Origin of the sequence: Microcoleus sp. B5-D4 (genome assembly GCF_036705145.1) — a bacterium.
Lineage (GTDB): Bacteria > Cyanobacteriota > Cyanobacteriia > Cyanobacteriales > Microcoleaceae > Microcoleus.
The window spans coordinates 55,855-74,036 of the sequence record NZ_JAUBTV010000031.1 but is presented as its reverse complement, the minus strand read 5'-3'; the positions used below and the strand labels follow the sequence as shown (position 1 = coordinate 74,036).

Below are 18,182 nucleotides of genomic sequence, written 5' to 3'. Positions count from 1 at the left end.
ACGCTTTGTCTCGGATGATTCACTTTTACCCCCTCAATCCGCGTATGTGCCAGTTGGGGGTGCGGAATGTGGGTTATAAAGGGGAGGGAGTAAGAAATTCACAAATGATGCGAGGATGGCTATATCGCTCGAAGTTTTTTTTCAAAGTTCGGTATTGTATCGGATTGTCACCAGGCTATATTAAAATTATCGAGTTGTAGATTTTATTTTTAAATTATTTATGCGTATTTGGCAAGCCGATTTTTACCGCCGCCCTCTCCAAGACGAAACTGGCAAACCACTGTGGGAACTCTTAATTTGCGACTCGGAAGGCAGTTTTCAATTTAGCGCTGTTTGTAGCCAGGGAGACGCAAATTCTAATTGGCTAGCTTCGCAGTTGCAGCAGCAAGCTCAAACTCAGAATTTGCCCGACTTGATTCAAGTATTTAGGCCTCAGTCTCTGGGCTTAATCGAAGCTGCGGGCAAAGTTTTGGGTGTCAAGGTGGAAGCGACTCGGCGCACTGCTGCTCTGAAATTGCTGCTGCAACAACGCGCCAAAGAATATTCGAGTATGCCTAATTATACAGGTGAAACTTACAGCGCGATCGCCCTCGACTCGCCGCCGCCCGTACCCTTACCCGAAAACCTCTGGGGGGATGGCTGGCGTTTTGCTTCCCTACCCGCCGGCGACATTGAAGAGGCTTTCCAAGGGCGTCCCCTGCCAATTTTGGAAATGCCAGAATTGCTGTTACCGCTGAATTTGGGCTTGGCCTCAACAGTACCCGTACCGGGAGTGGTGATTGACGGCGGACGCCAGTCTATGCGGTTGGCTAGATGGCTTCAGGATGCCAAACCTTTTGCTTTGAATTATATCGCTGGAGAACCAGACGGATTGATATTGGAAGCTGGGTTAGTAGATAGGTGGGTTGTGGCTACTTTTGAAGATAGCGAGGTGAAAGCCGCGGCCCAAATTTACCAACAGCGTAAGCAATTAAGTAAAGGATTACATTTTTTGTTAGTGCAGCCCGATGATAGTGGCATGACTTATACAGGCTTTTGGCTGCTGAATTTTGATCGATAAGATGTAATATCAATTCCGGTTGCACGAGGGAAATGATTGTTGACTGTTGACTGCTGACTGTTGACTGTTGAGAAGCGAAATATTTTACACCTAATTTCCAGCTTCCCGATTCATCTGTGGAGTCAATTCTAAGATCTAAAATCTAAAATCGACTGACTGCTGAATGTAGAAGGAGGGGTCGCAAAACTGGATGGTTGAATGTTAACTGTTGACTCGATTTTATTAATTCCGATGCAACCGGCAACGATATAAATAATATTATTTGTGATGTTGATCAATCGCGCGCCGAAAAATAGTAAAACAGCGCTCGAACGCAGTTTTAGCAGATACAGACTCAGACACAAATTTTAAAACACCTTCTTGAGCTAGCAAGATATAGTGCTGGAAATTTATTCTACAACTAAAATCAAGCCGTTTTGGATGCCCTGACACACTCGGTTGATGTGACACTGGTCTTTTTCGTTAAGACCATTCTGGGCTAGCATGGCTGATTTCAGCAGCCGTCTGTCAAGGGGGGTGATTTGACGAAAAGCAAAGATGCGCTGGACGATCGCCTCGATCGAGATTTTGGGGAGGTTAGCAGAGCTGACTGTCATGAGCTTAACACGCTAAAAATAAGTAACAGAACTGTGTACCTTTATTTTTAAAGATTTTGTGAAGCTACTTTGTGATTAATATCACATGATTTTGGTGACAAAATAGTGTATGTCGGGTGACTGTTGTCACGAAATCTTCAATTATCTTTACGCCAACTTAACGATGGCCCGATAGAATCACTGTGGTAAAACTCAAGCAGAGGGTAAAAATGGCACAAGCAAAAATCGGAATTATCGGCGGCAGCGGTTTGTATAAAATGGAGGCCCTCAAGGATATTGAAGAGGTGAAAATTGATACACCTTTTGGAGCGCCATCGGATGCCGCAATTGTGGGAACATTGGACGGTACGCCCGTAGCATTTCTGGCTAGACACGGCCGCAACCACACTTTTTTGCCCTCAGAAGTGCCGTATCGCGCAAATATTTATGCAATGAAGAGTTTGGGAGTTGAGTATTTAATCTCAGCGTCGGCGGTTGGTTCCCTGAAAACAGAGGCGAAACCTTTAGATATGGTAGTACCGGATCAGTTTATCGATCGTACAAAAAATCGAGTTTCTACTTTTTTTGGAGAAGGAATAGTCGGTCACATCACATTCGGCGATCCGGTTTGCGGCGAATTGGCTAAAGTGTTAGCAAGTGCGATCGAATCCTTGAACCTCCCCGACGTTAACCTCCACCGGGGCGGCACCTACGTCTGCATGGAAGGCCCCGCATTTTCCACAAAAGCAGAATCCCACCTTTACCGCAGTTGGGATGCCACAGTCATTGGGATGACAAATTTGCCGGAAGCAAAATTAGCGAGAGAAGCTGAAATTGCCTACGCAACTTTAGCATTAGTCACAGACTACGACTGCTGGCATACCGAACACGACAGCGTAACAGTAGAAATGGTAATAGCCAATTTGCACCGCAATGCAGAGAATGCTCAAAAAGTCATTCAAGAAACAGTCCGTAGACTAACAGAAAACCCCCCAGTATCTGATGCACATTCAGCTTTAAAATATGCAATTCTGACTCGGCTGGATCAAGTGCCGACCGCAACTAAGGAGAAAATGGGTTTGTTGTTGCAGAAATATTTGTAGTTGAAAGTGAGGCGTTGCATATTTGCGGGATGATTTTGAATTTTATCAAAGCTGAAAACCCTTATTTTTCGGCGTGGCTATAAGAGTTCACCCTACAAGAGTCCTCCCAAAATTATGCAATGCCGTACAATCAATATCAAAGTGAGGCGAATTACTAAACTGTTGTGCATTTAATTTGTATGTTGAGGGCGGGCAAGATGCCCAACCCCTACTCCCCACACGAGGAAAAATTTCTTTTAGTATGCAATTTAAATGCGAATTACTATTGGCCAATGACTGATTATATTACGATGGTTTTTTCTCTTTATGTAACTTGACGCTAATAGGTTCTTGGAGTGTCCTGACGCTGATTGATCGATAAGTAATTTTTTAGGTGGGAATTTTACTAGGAAGTTATGAGTAATAGTGCAGTTAAGCCAAATCAAATGATTGATGTTGCAGTTGTGGGTGGTGGCGTTTCTGGGGTCTACGCTGCTTGGCGGTTAGCATCTCATCACAAATCTTCTAAGATTCGTCTCTATGAATTGAGCGATCGCATTGGTGGTCGGTTATTATCAATGACAATGCCGGGGATGCCTCATGTTCAGGCTGAGTTGGGTGGGATGTATGTGACGGAATCTCAGGCTATTGTCTGGGAATTGATTCAGTTGCTGAACCTGAAGACAACGGTTGTTGACTTTAGCAGTCCGGGAGTACGGGCATATGTTCGCGATCGCCATTTGTTGATGAGTGAATTTAACCAACCGGATAAAGTACCTTATAATTTACGGCCGGATGAAGAAGGTAAAAATTATGAGGAATTGTTCGATTTGGCTGTTGGGCGGGCGATTCCCGATCAAAAATTGACTGCGGCCTATTTTGCCTCACAAGAGTGGAAGCGCGATCGCGAAACGCTGAAAATTGACGGTCAACACTTGTATGATTTGAGTATTTGGGAAGTGTTGCTGAAGGAAATTAGCAACGAGGCTTACAATCTCTGTTTGGATACAGGCTTTTTCTATTCGGATTTGGGTACTTGGAATGCGGCTAGTGCGATCGCTACGAGTATGTCTCTTCCCTACAGCGATACTTGGTACATGATGGCTGATGGCTACCAAACATTACCGAAAACCCTCGCGACAGAATTTGAGAGACAGGGTGGGGAAGTGTGCCTAAATCATCGATTAAAAACCTTCGATCGCACCTCTGAAGGGCTGATTAGGTTAAATTTTGTCGATCGCGCTGGCCATTCCCTCCCGCCCGTGTTCGCGAAACATCTGATTTTAGCAATGCCGAAGCGATCGCTAGAACTGTTGGCCGTAGAAAATCAGCAGAATTTCCTATTTAGCAATTCAACTTTTCAGGAAAATATCCAAACTGTTAGTGGCGATTCCGCTTACAAACTTTTCCTCGGCTATCATACTCCTTGGTGGCACGAACTAAATATTCATGGTGGTACTTCAGCTACAGATTTGCCGATGCAAAAGTGTTACTACTTCGGTACAGAAAGCACCCAAGGGGGCGATCCCAACAATCACAACTCGCTATTATTAAGTGTTTTTTCTGATAATATTGCTGCGGGTTTTTGGCGAACGATGGCCTATAATCCAGATAACCCAGAAAAACGTCCAGCTTTTCGCGGAGAACGAGGCGAAAAACTGGAATTGAGAGCTTTTCTGAAAAGTGATGGTTCTATTACCACAGACCCCTTAGTTCCTTCTCAGAACATGGTACGGACGGCCCAGCGACAAATCAAAGCCCTACACAATTTAGCAGATATTCCAGAACCTTATACCGCCCTTTATATCGACTGGCAAAAAGATCCCTACGGGGGAGGATGGCACTCTTGGAACCCCCGCTGTCAGCCCTGGGAAGTGATGAAACAGATGCGGCATCCGATTCATGCTGCTAATGTTTATGTCTGTGGCGAAGCCTATTCAAATATGCAAGGATGGGTGCAAGGAGCGTTGAATAGTGCAGAATTAATGTTAGAGGAAAACTTTAACTTGAGTCGGCCTGCATGGTTGCCACCCAGTTATGATTTAGGGTCGTAAAATTCATTTTAATTTTCGTCAATCCCCGTAGTAGGGACACCGCAGTTCCCATTGGTGTCAACTTAAGACTGAAACCCCTGATAAATCTCGCTTTTAGCCCAGTCTAGATCCCCCTAAATCCCCCTTAAGAAGGGGGACTTTGAGAATATTCCTGTCCCCCCCTTATTAAGGGGGGCTAGGGGGGATCTAAGTTTAATAGTCAAACCCGAGTCTGTGACTGGGTTAGAAGTTAAGTTGACACCAATGGGCAGTGCCGTGTCCCTACCTGTATAGGAAACTAATCACCGACTCCCCAAGATAAACTCTCCCACTGAGGATTCGGCAAAATAATCGCATCCTGCCGCTGCTGCAAATAACTCGGAATTTCCCCCGCCAACTCCCGACGGCGCGAGATTCATTGCTGTTGCCACTAAATACATCGTTTGATACAAAATCCCAACGTGCTTTAATATTAGACTATAGGCCATTGATTCATAGCCCCAAGTTACTCTCGAAAACCGAGAGGATAGCAGAATTAAAATCTGTGGTTCTACCTCTATCTGTACTGACAAGCCTGCACTTTTTAGCAATGCTTCTACCTGCTTTGTTTTCCCAGAAATTTTACAAAGTTGGTGTTCTTCGGGTGCATAATAATACAAGCCAGCCTCAATATTTTCACAGCGATTGATAGCTGTATAAATCTCTAAATCGTAGCAAGCGCCTCCGGTTGGATAAGGTCTATTGCTGCAATCCATGTTATCTCTGGGGACAATCTCGCGCAATCTCGCGGAACGATACAGAAATTCTCCTAATTGTTCAACAGTAATCGGCTTTTCTCCATGTTGCCGAATGGATTTTCTTGATTCTAAAATTGCTGTAAAAGGTCTATCTGTTTGTTTCAAACTGTCTAGGTCAGGTTTATAAAGATTAATAATCTCGTTGGATGGTTTGGCTTTGAGCACGGGTGTCGGTTCGATTTGCCCTAAAAATCGAAAGGTTTTGCCCATCAGATTGGAATGTCTGCCGCCGCGACTGCGGGAGTGAAATAATAAATCGTGAAATTCCCATTGAGTTAGAGTTTTACTTGGTTCTAAGCTGCTATTGTTGTTAACAGATGATAGCACTTCAGTAGTTAACAAAAAGCTGATAAATAATCGGGCGGTGGCTTCAGAAACCCCCGGAATTGTGGTTAAATCCGAGATGGCTTTAGGTCGCGAAAGTTCGTTAATTAAAGCTGCACTGCGCCAATCTTTGAGAATGATTTTGGCTTTGGAAAGGGGAGATTCTACTACAAGATGGGATTTTTCTGAGTGGCAATAGGCAAAGCGTGAAAGTTGATAGTTATTATCAGTAATTGTCTCTGATAATTGCCATTTATAGGGTGTGGCTATTGGCACGGCTGTAGCGATCGCACTGCCGTCTATTTCTAAAGTATGGTAAACTAAACCCAGGATGACAAATTGTTCTAGGTAGTAGTAGAATTTAGCGAGGGCGGAACTGCCATCGGTAGCAACTACCAGTTGAGTTAGGGCTGTTTCGGTGGCGCCTGCGGTAGAAATAACTTTAATCGCGGCGACAATTCCGGGGGAGAGTTTGTTGAGGTTAAAGTCGATGTATGGGGCTTTTAAAATTAAGCCTTTTTCGGCATCCTCAATTAGAGAAATTTCTGGCTTAAAAGAAAGGATGATTTGGGGGATGGTTTCACTCATAATTAATCTTAAAAGAATATCGGGAATGGGTTGATTTGGTGTTCGGGGATTGGTGCATCTAGCCAGCCTAATTTCACGGGAATGTCATAAAGTCGCCCTGGTGCTAAGCGTTTCCAAAAGTGCCGCATTCCTGGTACTATAACTTTGACGACATTTAAGCCAATGTCGGGCCTGGTTTGATCTAAAACAAAGGTTTCTAAGCCTAATGTTTCAGCTATTTTTACGCACTTTTCAACGTCTGCTTTTAAATCATCGCTGGCTAAGGGGGGATAGTCAGATAGTAATTTTAAAGGTTGGGAAGTATCGGGCGTTAAATAAGATTTATTTTCTAGGGTGGCGGTTTTGTACCACTCAACAGTGAGGCCGTCGGAAACGCCGTAATTTGTGCTACCATCGCTGTTAAAGGTTAATACTGCGGGTAACGATTGATTGACTTCTGTTAAAGCGCGAGATAGGGCAATTTTGGGATCGAAATGTGCGCCAAAACCAAAAATAATGTCTTCGATTTCTCTGTCGATGCGGTGAGAAAGGGCGGCAAAAACGGGAATGTTAAAATCACTGGTGAGGTCTAAAACCCAGAGACTTCGCTCTATACTTTGATAATAGTTTCTGAGTTCTTGAATGTAGGAATCGTTAAAGCTATCTAAATCAACTGCGGGGACTTTAACTCGATTGTACCACCACAAGGCAACGCTATCTCGCTCGACTAATTCCATAAATCCTTGCAAAATTGCCTCTTCTTTGGTATTGCCGGCGGCGCTACCGTTGGAGTCCGCCCAACAGTCGGGTTTTTCGGGTTTGGGATAGCCGTAATAACAGTAAGCTGTGGGTAAATATTTGACTCGTTGATGAGTTAATGACCAAATTGGTGTCCAGTCAATTTCTCGGCTGGTATCGAAGGGTTCGGGGACTCTTTGAAAGAAGTTATTACAGGTTTTATTCCATTCGTGGCGAGTGTTATATTGCGCTGCACTAAAACCCATGCAATCATTGGGGTGAAGGGCGGTTTCTCCCATTGTTTGATAGCTGCCTTTTTTTCGGATTTCGTCGCCTTGAAATACGCCGGAATATCTCTCAATGGCTTCTCCCAAGGCACTGGCTTTGGCTTGTTCGTCGGTTTTGCCTTTGCCGGCACTTCTGCCGCGTAAGTTTTCTTTGAGGAAGTACAAGTCATCGAACATGGTAGCGAAATTGTGGCCGGCTAAGTAGTTCGGTGTTAAAGCATTGGTTGTTTGGGGAACTTTGAGTAAACCGCGCACAACTCCGGTTATGGGACTGATTTGGCTGTCAAATTTTTGCAGGGTTTCGGTTGGGGAAAAGCCGCGATGTCCGCCGTCGGCGGTAAAGGTTTTTTTCTGGCTTTGGAGGACAAAGGGCTGGATTTCTTGGGGCGGAAGTTGACCGCATTCGGGGCATTGGGGGCGTTTAGTTATGGTGTGGTTGGTGGTTTTGAGGGTTTTGGTGTCAAAGGCAATTATTGTATTTTCTAAGGTTTTATTATTGCCTTGGATAATCCATTTTGCTAGTTCTGTGGCGGCTAAATTTAAACCCATTTGTAGGGTGGAAGGTAGGTAAGATGGGGGATTTAATAAGGGTGTTGAGTAGTTTTTTTGACGCTGGATGAAGCTTTGGGTGGGGCGATTTGCTCTCAGGCGTTGGGCGAGACATTCCCAGCAGGCGGTGGTTTCGGGGTGGAAAATCGGGCCAACCCAAATTGTGGAACTTGTAGGTTTGACGAGTAGCCAAGGGTTGCCTGTTTGAAGGGCTTTTTGGTTGAATTCGCCCAGTTCTGGTTGCAGGTAATCGTCGGCTAGGATGACGGTGATATCTGCGGTGGCCGAGGTTTGAATGCCGAGGGTTTCTAGGGCGCTAATGCAAGTTTCTGCTGGAATTTGGCTGTAGGAGATGACGGCTACTTTGAGGGATTGTAGGCGCGATGTGGCTTGCTGAGGGGAGATGTTTAAAAGGGTGTAGAATGCAGCAGTTTCATCGGGGAGGGAGGTGTCGTTTTCGATCAGGTGGCCTTGTTTTTCTAGCAGGGCTAGGGTATAGTAAATTTCTGGCGGTGAGGCTTGACCTCGCAGTTGATTGACGATTTCGTCTGCGGTGTTGTTACCGTTAATTAAGGGGGTTAATAGTTCGTAAAGGTGGCCTGAGAGGACGAAGGAATCTGACTCGGAGATCAGGAATACTCCCACCGATTTGATGATTTCGACGGTGAAGCAATTTTTAAACTTTGGTTGGTAGAGCATCCTGAAGGGTGTTTAATATAATGTTTGAATGGATTTTAGCGTCAGATAAAAGCCGGGGCGGGTTAGCGGTGATATGGGATAATTATTAACAAATAATATAAACCCGCCGCAGCCATATAATTCAGATACAATCCCAAAAATAAGGGAAGTAGGTTGGGAAAAATTACGTCTCTTTACTACAGCCAACTCTCCTGAAGCGGCCCCGCTGCGACTAGACAAGCGGGGCCGAAAAACTGGCAAGCTACGGGTTCCGCCTGCGGTAAGCTAAAGGAACTTTAGGTGCAACAGACCCTAAGTCTTCCTGGTAATATCTCAGCCCGCCCATCAAGCCAACTGCTAATCTGTTCCTCTGTCAGATCATCGGGTTTGGGAGGTAGGGGTAGGACATAAATCACCGTTTCCCCTTGAGTACCTAGAAGGACGGGAACTGCATCGGGACTCTGATTGATGCGGACTTCTACGAAGTCTTCAATTAATCCAGCCTCCCGGAGGGTAGCGGTGGGTCGAGTGAGCAAGTTATTGTAAAGTTCAGGGTTTAACCATGACTGAGCAATGAACCGAGATATTTCAGCTTCAGCGCTTCTCCAATCCTGCGGAAATGCCATAATTTTCTCCTAGCTCCCTTTTGTGGGAAATATAGATTTTGCTGTTATTCTATAACAGATGAGTTCTCTACAGTCTCGATCAGCAACTATTGACCGCGACCTGGCTTATTGTATTATGTTAAATGTTGTAGGGGCGGGTTCACCAACAATATTTGGTTAAGATAGATTATCTCATAAACCCGCCCCCACCCAACGACAAATCTCCCGATCGCTTCATGTCATATCCTATCCGATGAGTTGACCATCATAATATTCCGGCCGGGGCGGGTTTATCAGATGGTTGATTTTCACCAAATATTGTTGGTGAACCCGCCCCTACAGCTTTTCTATCGTCATGCAAAATATGAATTTTTACGGATTTTCTTGATGATACAGTGGTTTTCACTCCCGATAGGCTAATATCACTAACAAGCACAATACCAACCAGCGCAGGGACTATGCTCGGACTTAACGGATATCGCATTGTACAAGAACTTCACAGCGGCGTAAAAAGTTTGGTTTATCGAGGCTACCGCGAAGCAGACCAGCAACCCATTATCGTCAAACTCCTCAAATCCGAGTACCCAACTCTGGAAGAAGTCACCCGCCTCAGAAATGAATACAAAATTACCCAACCCCTAGACAGTTCTAGTATCACCAAAGTCTATAGCCTAGAAAACTATCGCAATAGCTTTGCCCTAATCTTAGAAGATTTTGGCGGCTCCTCTCTCGACCAGTTACTTACTAACCAAACCTTCCCTTTGACAGAAGTTCTGAGAATTGCCATTGCCTTAATAGATGCCTTAGATTATTTGCACCGCCATTCGATTATTCACAAAGATATTAAACCGGGCAATATCATTATTAACTCTACCACAGGCGAAGTCAAACTCACTGACTTTAGCATTTCCTCCCGCCTGCAACAAGAAAATCAATCTGTGAGCAACCCCTCAGAACTGGCGGGTACTCTCGCCTATCTCTCCCCAGAACAAACGGGGCGAATGAACCGCTCGGTAGATTACCGAACCGACTATTATTCTTTAGGAGTTACTTTATACGAAATGCTGGCGGGTCAGTTACCTTTTTCTACGGTCGATCCGATGGAGTTAATACATTGTCACTTAGCTAAACAGCCTTTACCTATTTGTGAAATTAGAGAAATTCCTCAAATTATTTCTGATATCGTAATGAAGCTCTTAGCGAAAAATGCCGAAGAGAGATATCAGAGCGCAGCGGGATTAAAATTTGACTTAGAAACTTGTTTAAATCAGTTGCTTGCTACAGGAACAATAGCACCTTTTGCCATTGCCACCCGTGACAAAGGTAGCCAATTACTGATACCACAAAAACTTTACGGCCGCGAACAGGAAGTAATAGAATTACTAGCCGCCTTTGAAAGAATTAGCCACTCCTCTATAACCCCGACATCTCTAACCCCCAACCCCCTTAGTAAGGGGGCTTTAGAGGAATCCACTCTTACTCCCCCCTTAGCAAGGGGGGCCGGGGGGGTTCCAAGCGAAGAACCCTCTATAACCCCAACATCTCTAACCCCCAACCCCCTTAGTAAGGGGGCTTTAGAGGAATCCCCTCTTACTCCCCCCTTAGCAAGGGGGGCCGGGGGGGTTCCAAGCGAAGAACCCTCTCTTACCCCCCCCTTATCAAGGGGGGCCGGGCGGGATCAAAGCCATGCCGAAATGATCCTAGTATCCGGTTATTCGGGCATTGGCAAAACCGCCATCGTCAACGAAGTTCACAAACCCATAGTCCGCCAGCGGGGTTATTTCATTTCCGGCAAATTTGACCAATTTAACCGTAACATTCCCTACTCAGCCATCATCACAGCTTTTCAAGCCTTAATTAACCAATTACTCACAGAAAATGCCGGACAAGTTGCCAGTTGGAAACATCAACTCTTAGATGCCCTGATCCCCAATGCCCAAGTCATTATTGATGTCATCCCCGAAGTTGAATTCATTATCGGCCCCCAGCCAGAAGTACCGCAATTAGGGCCAACAGAATCACAAAACCGCTTCAATCGAGTTTTTCAACAATTCCTCAAAGTCTTTTGTCAGCCCCAACACCCCGTTGTCCTTTTTTTAGATGACTTGCAGTGGGCAGATGCAGCCTCCCTGAAACTGATGCAACTGCTGATGAGTGACTCTGACAGCCAATTTTTGTTAATCATTGGAGCATATCGCGATAACGAAGTCAACCCCACTCACCCTTTAATTCAAACCTTAGAAAAAATCCGCGCATCGGGGGCAAATCTCAACAACATCACCGTCCAACCTTTAGCGCTAAATCATGTTAGCCAACTGATTGCCGATACTCTCAATGAATCCGCAGCCACAAAACGCATTCAATCCTTTTCACAACTCCTGTTTAGCAAAACCCAAGGCAACCCTTTCTTTTTAACCCAACTGCTGAAAACCCTCGCCTTGGAAAACCTGCTGCATTATGAAGCCAGCAGCGATAAATGGCAATGGGATATCGAGGCAATCCAAGCCATTGGCATTACCGATTTAAACGTGGTCGAACTGATTGCTAGAAACATTCAAAAACTACCAGAGGTTACTCAGAAAGCCTTAAAACTTGCCGCTTGCGTTGGCAACACTTTCAACTTAGATGTTTTAGCGATTGTCAACCAAGCATCAGAATTAGTATCCGGGGCACAGTTGTGGCCAGCGCTTCAGGCGGGTTTGATTTTACCCCTCTCCGAAGCCTACAAAATTCCCTTGGTATTTGTCGATTCGGAATCTGAATCAGTGCGGCTGCAAGATGTGAAAGTAGATTACAAATTCTTGCACGACAGAGTGCAGCAATCTGCCTATTCTCTGATTCCCGAAACCGAGAAAAAATCAACTCACTTCCAAATCGGTCAACTGCTGCTGCAAAATACCACAGCAGAAGAACGCAAAAACAATATTTTTGCCCTGGTTAATCAATTGAATTTTGGTATAGAGACAACCACAGAGGAATTACCGCTACTAGCCGCACAGTCAGACAAAAACCTGTTAGCAGAACTTAACTTGATTGCCGGTCAAAAAGCTAAAGCATCCGCAGCCTTTGAAGCGGCTGTTAATTATTTTAATCTCAGTTTGGGACTGCTGGCTGCCGATAGTTGGCTGAGTGATTATGACTTGACGCTGCCTATCTATGTGGAAACCGTAGAAGCTGAATATTTAAACGGTAATTTTGCACGGGCGGAACAGCTTTTAGAAGTTGTGCTGCAAGAGGGAAAAACGCTTTTAGACAGAGTGAAAGTTTACGAGGTAAAAATTCAGTCTTATATTTCTCAATACAGGCTATCAGAAGCAATAGATACAGGGCTAGAAGTGCTGGAAAAATTAGGTATTTCGCTGTCGAAAATGTCAGAAAATCCCGGAATTTTGATTCAGGTAATTTCAAGAAAAATGACCGAAGAAAATAAACAAATTGAGGATTTATGCGACCTTCCCGAAATGACCGATCCTTATAAGTTTGCCGCAATTCGGATTCTTTTAAGTGTTACTTCGGCTGCTTATATTACGAATCCTGCTTTACTGCCACGGCTTTTATTTGCAATGGTGGATCTCTGCTTAACTTACGGAAATCCTCCTTTAGCTGCTGGCGTGTACGTTCATTATGGTATCTTTTTGACTGCTTCTGGAGATATTGATTCAGGATATAGATTTGGTCAGTTATCTTTAAGATTTTTGGAGCAATTTAATGCCAAAAATATAAAAGTAATTGTTTTATATTGCTTTAACTTATCTATTCGACACTGGAAAGACCATGTTAGGGAAACCATAGACTCTTTGCAAGACGCTGTTAATAGTGGGCTAGAAACAGGAAATTTAGAGTATGGGTGTTACGCAATTATAGTAAATAATCTTCATATATTCTTTGCGGGCAACGACTTAGATTTGCTTGATGTTAAAACCAGAGAGTATGTATCTTTGATTGGCAAACTAAAGCAATCTCATTCTTTTGAAGCTATTAAGATGTGTCAACAACTTTACTTGAATTTACTGGGTCAGTCAAACCGACTAACTGAGTTAACAGGCGATCAATATAATGAAAAAGAGTCTATTGAAGCTGCATTACAAATGAATAATTATTATAACTTGTTTTTTATATACACTTTTAAAACTTTACTTTCATATTTATTTAAAGAACCAGAAGTCGCCGTTGAGAATGCTCGACAAGCAGATAAATATAAGGCACCTGCTGGCGGTTTGATGGCTACAGCACAACTCAACTTTTACTACTCCCTCAGCCTCCTCGCTCAATATCCCCACGTCAGCGAAACCGAACAGAGAGAATATCTCCAACAAGTAGCCACCAATCAACAAACAATGAGACATTGGGCCAACAATTGCCCCGCCAACTACCAACACAAATACGAGTTAGTAGAAGCAGAAAAAGCGAGAATTTTAGGAGACTACCCCGCAGCCATCACCCTCTACGATGCGGCCATCACCGGGGCCAGAGAACAACAATACACCCAAGAAGAAGCCCTCGCCAACGAACTCACCGGCGAATTTCACCTAACTCGCGGCCAAGAAAACATGGCCCGCTTCTTCCTACTAGAAGCATACTACTGCTACATCCGCTGGGGAGCCAAAGCCAAAGTCAAAGACTTAGAAACCCGATATCCGCAATTCTTCGCCAAAATCAACGCTCAAAAACCCCCAGAAACCAGCCTCACCTTAGCCACCATCATTACCAGTAGCAGCAATTCCGAAGGATTTGACTTAGCCTCCGTCTTCAAAGCCGCCCAAGCCATCTCCAGTGAAATAGTCCTCAGTGAATTGCTAGCAAAACTAATCAAAATCGCCATAGAAAATGCCGGCGCACAAACCGGATATTTGCTACTCAAACACTCAAACACATTCACCATAGAAGCCGTCGGACAAGTGGAAGGCGACAACATCACCCTCTCACAAATCCCCCATCTGCCCCTCCCCGAATTCCTCCCCATCAGCGTCATCAACTATGTAGAAAGAACCAAAAAACCTGCCGTCTTAAACAATGCTACCACCGAGGCAATGTTTGCCGCCGACCCCTATATTGTTGCCCATCAAACCAAATCCATACTCTGTACTCCCATCATCAATCAAGGTCGCTTCATGGGCGTAGTTTACTTAGAAAACAACCTAGCAGAAAAAGTATTCACCCCAGCGCGAATAGAAGTTTTACAACTCCTATCTTCCCAGGCATCTATCGCCCTAGAAAATGCCCAACTTTATCAAACCCTAGAGCAAAAAGTAGAAGAACGCACCGCACAATTAGCCCAAGCTAATAAAGAAATATTGGTTTTGAACCAACGGCTAAAAGTAGAAAACCTTCGTATGAGTGCCGAACTAGACGTAACCCGCCGCCTGCAACAAATGATTTTGCCTCAACAGCAGGAATTAGACTCAATTGCAGGGCTAGAAATTGCTGCCTTCATGGAACCGGCTGATGAAGTTGGTGGCGACTACTACGACGTACTAAATCACGGCGGTAAAGCCACAATTGGCATCGGCGACGTGACAGGACACGGTTTAGAAAGTGGCGTGTTAATGATTATGGCGCAAACAGCAATTCGCACTTTGCTGGTTCACAAGGAAACCGACCCCGTTAAATTATTACAGACAGTCAACCAAACGCTTTTTGACAACGTAGAGCGCATGGATTCCGGTAAAAATATGAGCCTTTCTTTGCTGGAATATCGGGGGGACAACACCCTGCATTTGAGCGGACAGCACGAAGAGGTGATTGTCGTGCGTGACAGCGGCGAAGTAGAGCGGATTGATACCATAGAGTTAGGTTTTCCCATCGCCTTGGAAGCAGATATTGCCGATTTCATTGCTTCTACTGAAATACAGTTGAATTCGGGGGATGTTGTCGTACTCTACACAGATGGAATTACCGAAGCTTTTGATATGAATAAAAATCAATACGGTATCGAGCCATTGATTGAAGTTGTTGTCCTTAACAGGGAAAAGTCAGCAACAGAAATCAAGCAAGCTGTTATTGACGACGTGCGGCGATACATCGGGGAGCAAAAAGTATTTGATGACATTACTTTGGTAGTAATCAAACAGAAGTAATACTAATTCTCTAAAATCGTGCAACACTCTTCGACCCCCCCTAGCCCCCCCGCTGCATTGCGGGGGGAACAAGAATACTGTTGCATTCTTTTTTAAAATTGGTATTACAGCAGATTCCACGCTTATGAAGTACCCCCGCCTAGCGTCATATCCCCGTAGGGAAACGGCGAAAACCTTTGTCCCTAAACTTCGTAAACCTGGAATAGGCTGTAGGTATTTTCCCACTCATCTACTTAGTTCCGCTCAATTAATCAACTGCTTGAAGGCTTCATGTTCGCGAATCTTCTCCAAATCAGCTTCACTTTTTGCCAACTCTTTACATACATTCGGATTGAGATTGAGGGCGCGCTTTAAATTTTCAATGGCTAATTCAATTTTACCTTGTAGGGCATAACATCGGGCTTTGTTGTACCAAATTCGGTAAAAATCAGGTCGGATTTTAGCAGCATTGTCGTAGGAAGCGATCGCATCTTCGTATTTTTGCAATTTGGAGAGTGCAACGCCTCGATTGTTCCAAGCGTCAGTATAATCATTTTTAATTTGTAGGGCTTGATTGTAAGAAATTACTGCTTGTTCGTACTCCTGCATTTTGGAAAAAGCAACGCCTCGGTTGTTCCAAGCATCGGCATAATCGGGTTTGGCTTGAATTGCTTGTTCGTAACAGCCGATCGCCTCCTGGTACTTCTGCAACTCCAACAATACCACGCCTCGATTGTTCCAAGCATCGGGATAATTGGGGCGAATTGTAGTAGCTTGTTCGTAAGAGGCGATCGCCTCTGGATACCGCTGCATTCTCGTGAGCACTACTCCTCGGTTATTCCAAGTATCGGCTAAATCCGGCTGAATTTGCAGGGCCTGATCGTAAGCGGCGATCGCATCTTGATAACGGTTTTCAAAGAAACAAGCATCTCCCTGTTTAGCATAGTCGGCGGCCGTCAATAACTTTTGGTAATTGCCATAGTTAACCGGAGCAAATTCTTGAATTTGGGCATCGGGGAATAAAAGGTCTGTTTCTGCCTCGGTCGAGTGACTTGGGTTTTGAATTTCGCCTAAGATAGTTTCAGCGTCGGAAATTAATAGTTTTAATTGAGAGATTGTATCGTAATGGAGACTTTCAATTTCTTGGCGGGCAATTGTTGTCTGCTTGGACAATTTGCTCAACAGAAACCAAACCCCGACTCCGGCTGCTGTCGGAAACAAAGTTAGGGCAATTATCAGCCCGTTCAGCAGTACCGCCGTGCGCCCGAAAGCAATGTCAACTTCTTCTTGAACTCGATCGTGAATTTCTTCTTTAAGTTGCTGCTGTGAGAATTGCTGCTGAACCAACAGTGCCGCCGTCGGTTCAGATGCAAAAACGGTATTGGCGCAGACTAGAATAGTCGAAAGGGCGATCGGGCTAATACTTTTTCTAAAGATACTTGACAAACGCATTGCCTTAGTGATACGCACCTGAGTTGCGATTTCCATGTGTCAAGAGATGCTGATAACGATGATCCCAGACTAGCCCATTTGTTCACCAAAAAATTGGGTTTGAAGCCCCGTCATAAGCTTGACGGCTTTAATTATAAAACTTTGTTAAAATATCTAATAAATCCTCAGCTAAAGTTTATAATTTAGACAGGCAAGTAAGAACAACCATCTACGTGTTGAAACGATTTCATAAGGTGAAACTCCTGGGTTGGATCGCTACTCGGCAATGCCGAGCCTGTCCAAACACGTAATAGTGAGTCGTTGAGCGTACCTAACTGGATTATTGATGGAATCAGAAAGCGATCTAAAAACAAAAGTAAGCGCAACAGCAATACTTCTCGTGCAAGTAGTTGTTTCGAGCGTGTAGATGCGATTTGACAGCGCGTTTAAGACTTAAGTCTTAAGAATCTCCGTGGCTTTAGCCCGGAGAGTGTCAAACGTTAGTAGCTTTGACACAGGATACTGTGATTTTGGAGTTTAAGGAAGGGCCTTACGACGTGGGGGCTGATAAAGACTTTTTGGCAAGTTTTCCTGCTGAGGGAACTGCGGCGGCGCGAGAATTAGTCCAGATGTGGGAAGCGGAATTTAACAGTTGACTGTTGACTGTTGACTGTTGGCTGTTGACTGTTGACTGTTGACTGTTGACTGTTAAAAATCTAAAATCTAAAATCTAAAATCTAAAATCTAAAATCGATGGGCTGTTGACTGTTAAAAACCTAAAATCTAAAATCTAAAATCTAAAATCTAAAATCGATGGGCTGATTACTAATTACTGATAAATCTAATTGTCGTCATCCGATTGTATAAATCCGGGGCGGTACGAATGATTTTTCTCAGGAGCTCATCCGTCACCCAAAAGACGAGGGGAAACGAAAATGTTTTGCTGAATTCGCTGCATAGTAGGTTGGTAGAAACGAGCAATCTATCGATCGGCTCCACGGATTCCAAACCGAGGAGCATTAAAGCTGGAGGCTTTTCGCCATCTATTTCTGCTGCGATTGTCGTGTAGAGAGTTGTCGCCGATTTGGGCAAAAACAGTTGTCGCGGTTTCACGGGACAATTTGCTTGCAGCCGATCGACTATTTGCTGCCGCAAAGCTAGCGAGTTGCAGTTGACTAAAACGAAAGAAAAGTAACCTTGGGAAAGACGGAGCGCCCGAATTAAAGTTGAGAACGACCGCTCGTTATATTTAGCTGAGTCGTACTTAGCTGCATCGTCTTTAGCTGTATTTTCTGAGCTTTGCTCGACAAACATAAATTGCATATTTTTTATCTAGTTTTAGAGATTTTCTAGATTAAATGATGTTTCTAAAGAAAATGTGAAGATCGGAAATTTATTTT

General features: G+C 44.3%; 12 protein-coding genes. 6 read left to right on the top strand and 6 right to left on the bottom strand.

Annotated elements, in window-relative coordinates; genetic code table 11:
- The coding region (locus tag QUB10_RS16600; RefSeq protein WP_333203733.1) for a hypothetical protein at nucleotides 1–200 on the top strand (200 nt) is incomplete at its 5' end.
- A 20-nt stretch (nucleotides 201–220) separates the two neighbouring features.
- Nucleotides 221–1,060 (top strand): Tab2/Atab2 family RNA-binding protein, encoded by an 840-nt coding sequence (locus QUB10_RS16595; RefSeq protein ID WP_333203731.1) that lies wholly within the window; start codon nucleotides 221–223, stop codon nucleotides 1,058–1,060.
- Nucleotides 1,061–1,449: 389 nt separating this feature from the next.
- Here the strand turns inward: QUB10_RS16595 and QUB10_RS16590 are convergent, their stop codons facing one another.
- Nucleotides 1,450–1,656, bottom strand: coding sequence for a hypothetical protein (locus QUB10_RS16590; RefSeq protein ID WP_333203729.1), 207 nt, complete (start codon nucleotides 1,654–1,656; stop codon nucleotides 1,450–1,452).
- A 209-nt stretch (nucleotides 1,657–1,865) separates the two neighbouring features.
- On the opposite strand from QUB10_RS16590, the gene QUB10_RS16585 reads away from it, so the two are divergent.
- Nucleotides 1,866–2,738, top strand: coding sequence for an S-methyl-5'-thioadenosine phosphorylase (locus QUB10_RS16585; protein ID WP_333203727.1), 873 nt, complete (start codon nucleotides 1,866–1,868; stop codon nucleotides 2,736–2,738).
- A 395-nt stretch (nucleotides 2,739–3,133) separates the two neighbouring features.
- Complete coding sequence (locus tag QUB10_RS16580) at nucleotides 3,134–4,771, top strand: FAD-dependent oxidoreductase (protein WP_333203725.1); 1,638 nt, start codon at nucleotides 3,134–3,136, stop codon at nucleotides 4,769–4,771.
- Nucleotides 4,772–5,052: 281 nt separating this feature from the next.
- Here the strand turns inward: QUB10_RS16580 and QUB10_RS16575 are convergent, their stop codons facing one another.
- From QUB10_RS16575 to QUB10_RS16565, 3 genes are all read right to left on the bottom strand, one after another.
- A complete protein-coding gene (locus QUB10_RS16575) occupies nucleotides 5,053–6,459 on the bottom strand; it encodes a SagB family peptide dehydrogenase (protein WP_333203723.1) in 1,407 nt (468 codons plus the stop codon).
- Nucleotides 6,460–6,467: 8 nt separating this feature from the next.
- A complete protein-coding gene (locus tag QUB10_RS16570; protein ID WP_333203721.1) occupies nucleotides 6,468–8,711 on the bottom strand; it encodes a TOMM precursor leader peptide-binding protein in 2,244 nt (747 codons plus the stop codon).
- A 275-nt stretch (nucleotides 8,712–8,986) separates the two neighbouring features.
- Nucleotides 8,987–9,316 carry a hypothetical protein gene (locus tag QUB10_RS16565; RefSeq protein ID WP_333203719.1) on the bottom strand — a complete coding sequence of 110 codons (330 nt, stop codon included), beginning with the start codon at nucleotides 9,314–9,316 and terminating at the stop codon, nucleotides 8,987–8,989.
- A gap of 437 nt (nucleotides 9,317–9,753) precedes the next feature.
- Between QUB10_RS16565 and QUB10_RS16560 the strand changes: the two genes are divergently transcribed.
- Nucleotides 9,754–15,372 (top strand): protein kinase domain-containing protein, encoded by a 5,619-nt coding sequence (locus QUB10_RS16560; RefSeq protein WP_333203717.1) that lies wholly within the window; start codon nucleotides 9,754–9,756, stop codon nucleotides 15,370–15,372.
- Between the two features lie 243 nt (nucleotides 15,373–15,615).
- On the opposite strand, the gene QUB10_RS16555 is transcribed toward QUB10_RS16560, so the two are convergent.
- On the bottom strand, nucleotides 15,616–16,839 hold the full coding sequence (locus tag QUB10_RS16555; protein WP_333203715.1) for a tetratricopeptide repeat protein: 1,224 nt from the start codon (nucleotides 16,837–16,839) through the stop codon (nucleotides 15,616–15,618).
- A gap of 452 nt (nucleotides 16,840–17,291) precedes the next feature.
- Here QUB10_RS16555 and QUB10_RS16550 point away from each other — a divergent pair, with 452 nt between their 5' ends.
- On the top strand, nucleotides 17,292–17,438 hold the full coding sequence (locus QUB10_RS16550; protein WP_333203713.1) for a hypothetical protein: 147 nt from the start codon (nucleotides 17,292–17,294) through the stop codon (nucleotides 17,436–17,438).
- A gap of 169 nt (nucleotides 17,439–17,607) precedes the next feature.
- On the opposite strand, the gene QUB10_RS16545 is transcribed toward QUB10_RS16550, so the two are convergent.
- Nucleotides 17,608–18,105 carry a hypothetical protein gene (locus QUB10_RS16545; RefSeq protein ID WP_333203711.1) on the bottom strand — a complete coding sequence of 166 codons (498 nt, stop codon included), beginning with the start codon at nucleotides 18,103–18,105 and terminating at the stop codon, nucleotides 17,608–17,610.
- Nucleotides 18,106–18,182 lie beyond the last annotated feature (77 nt).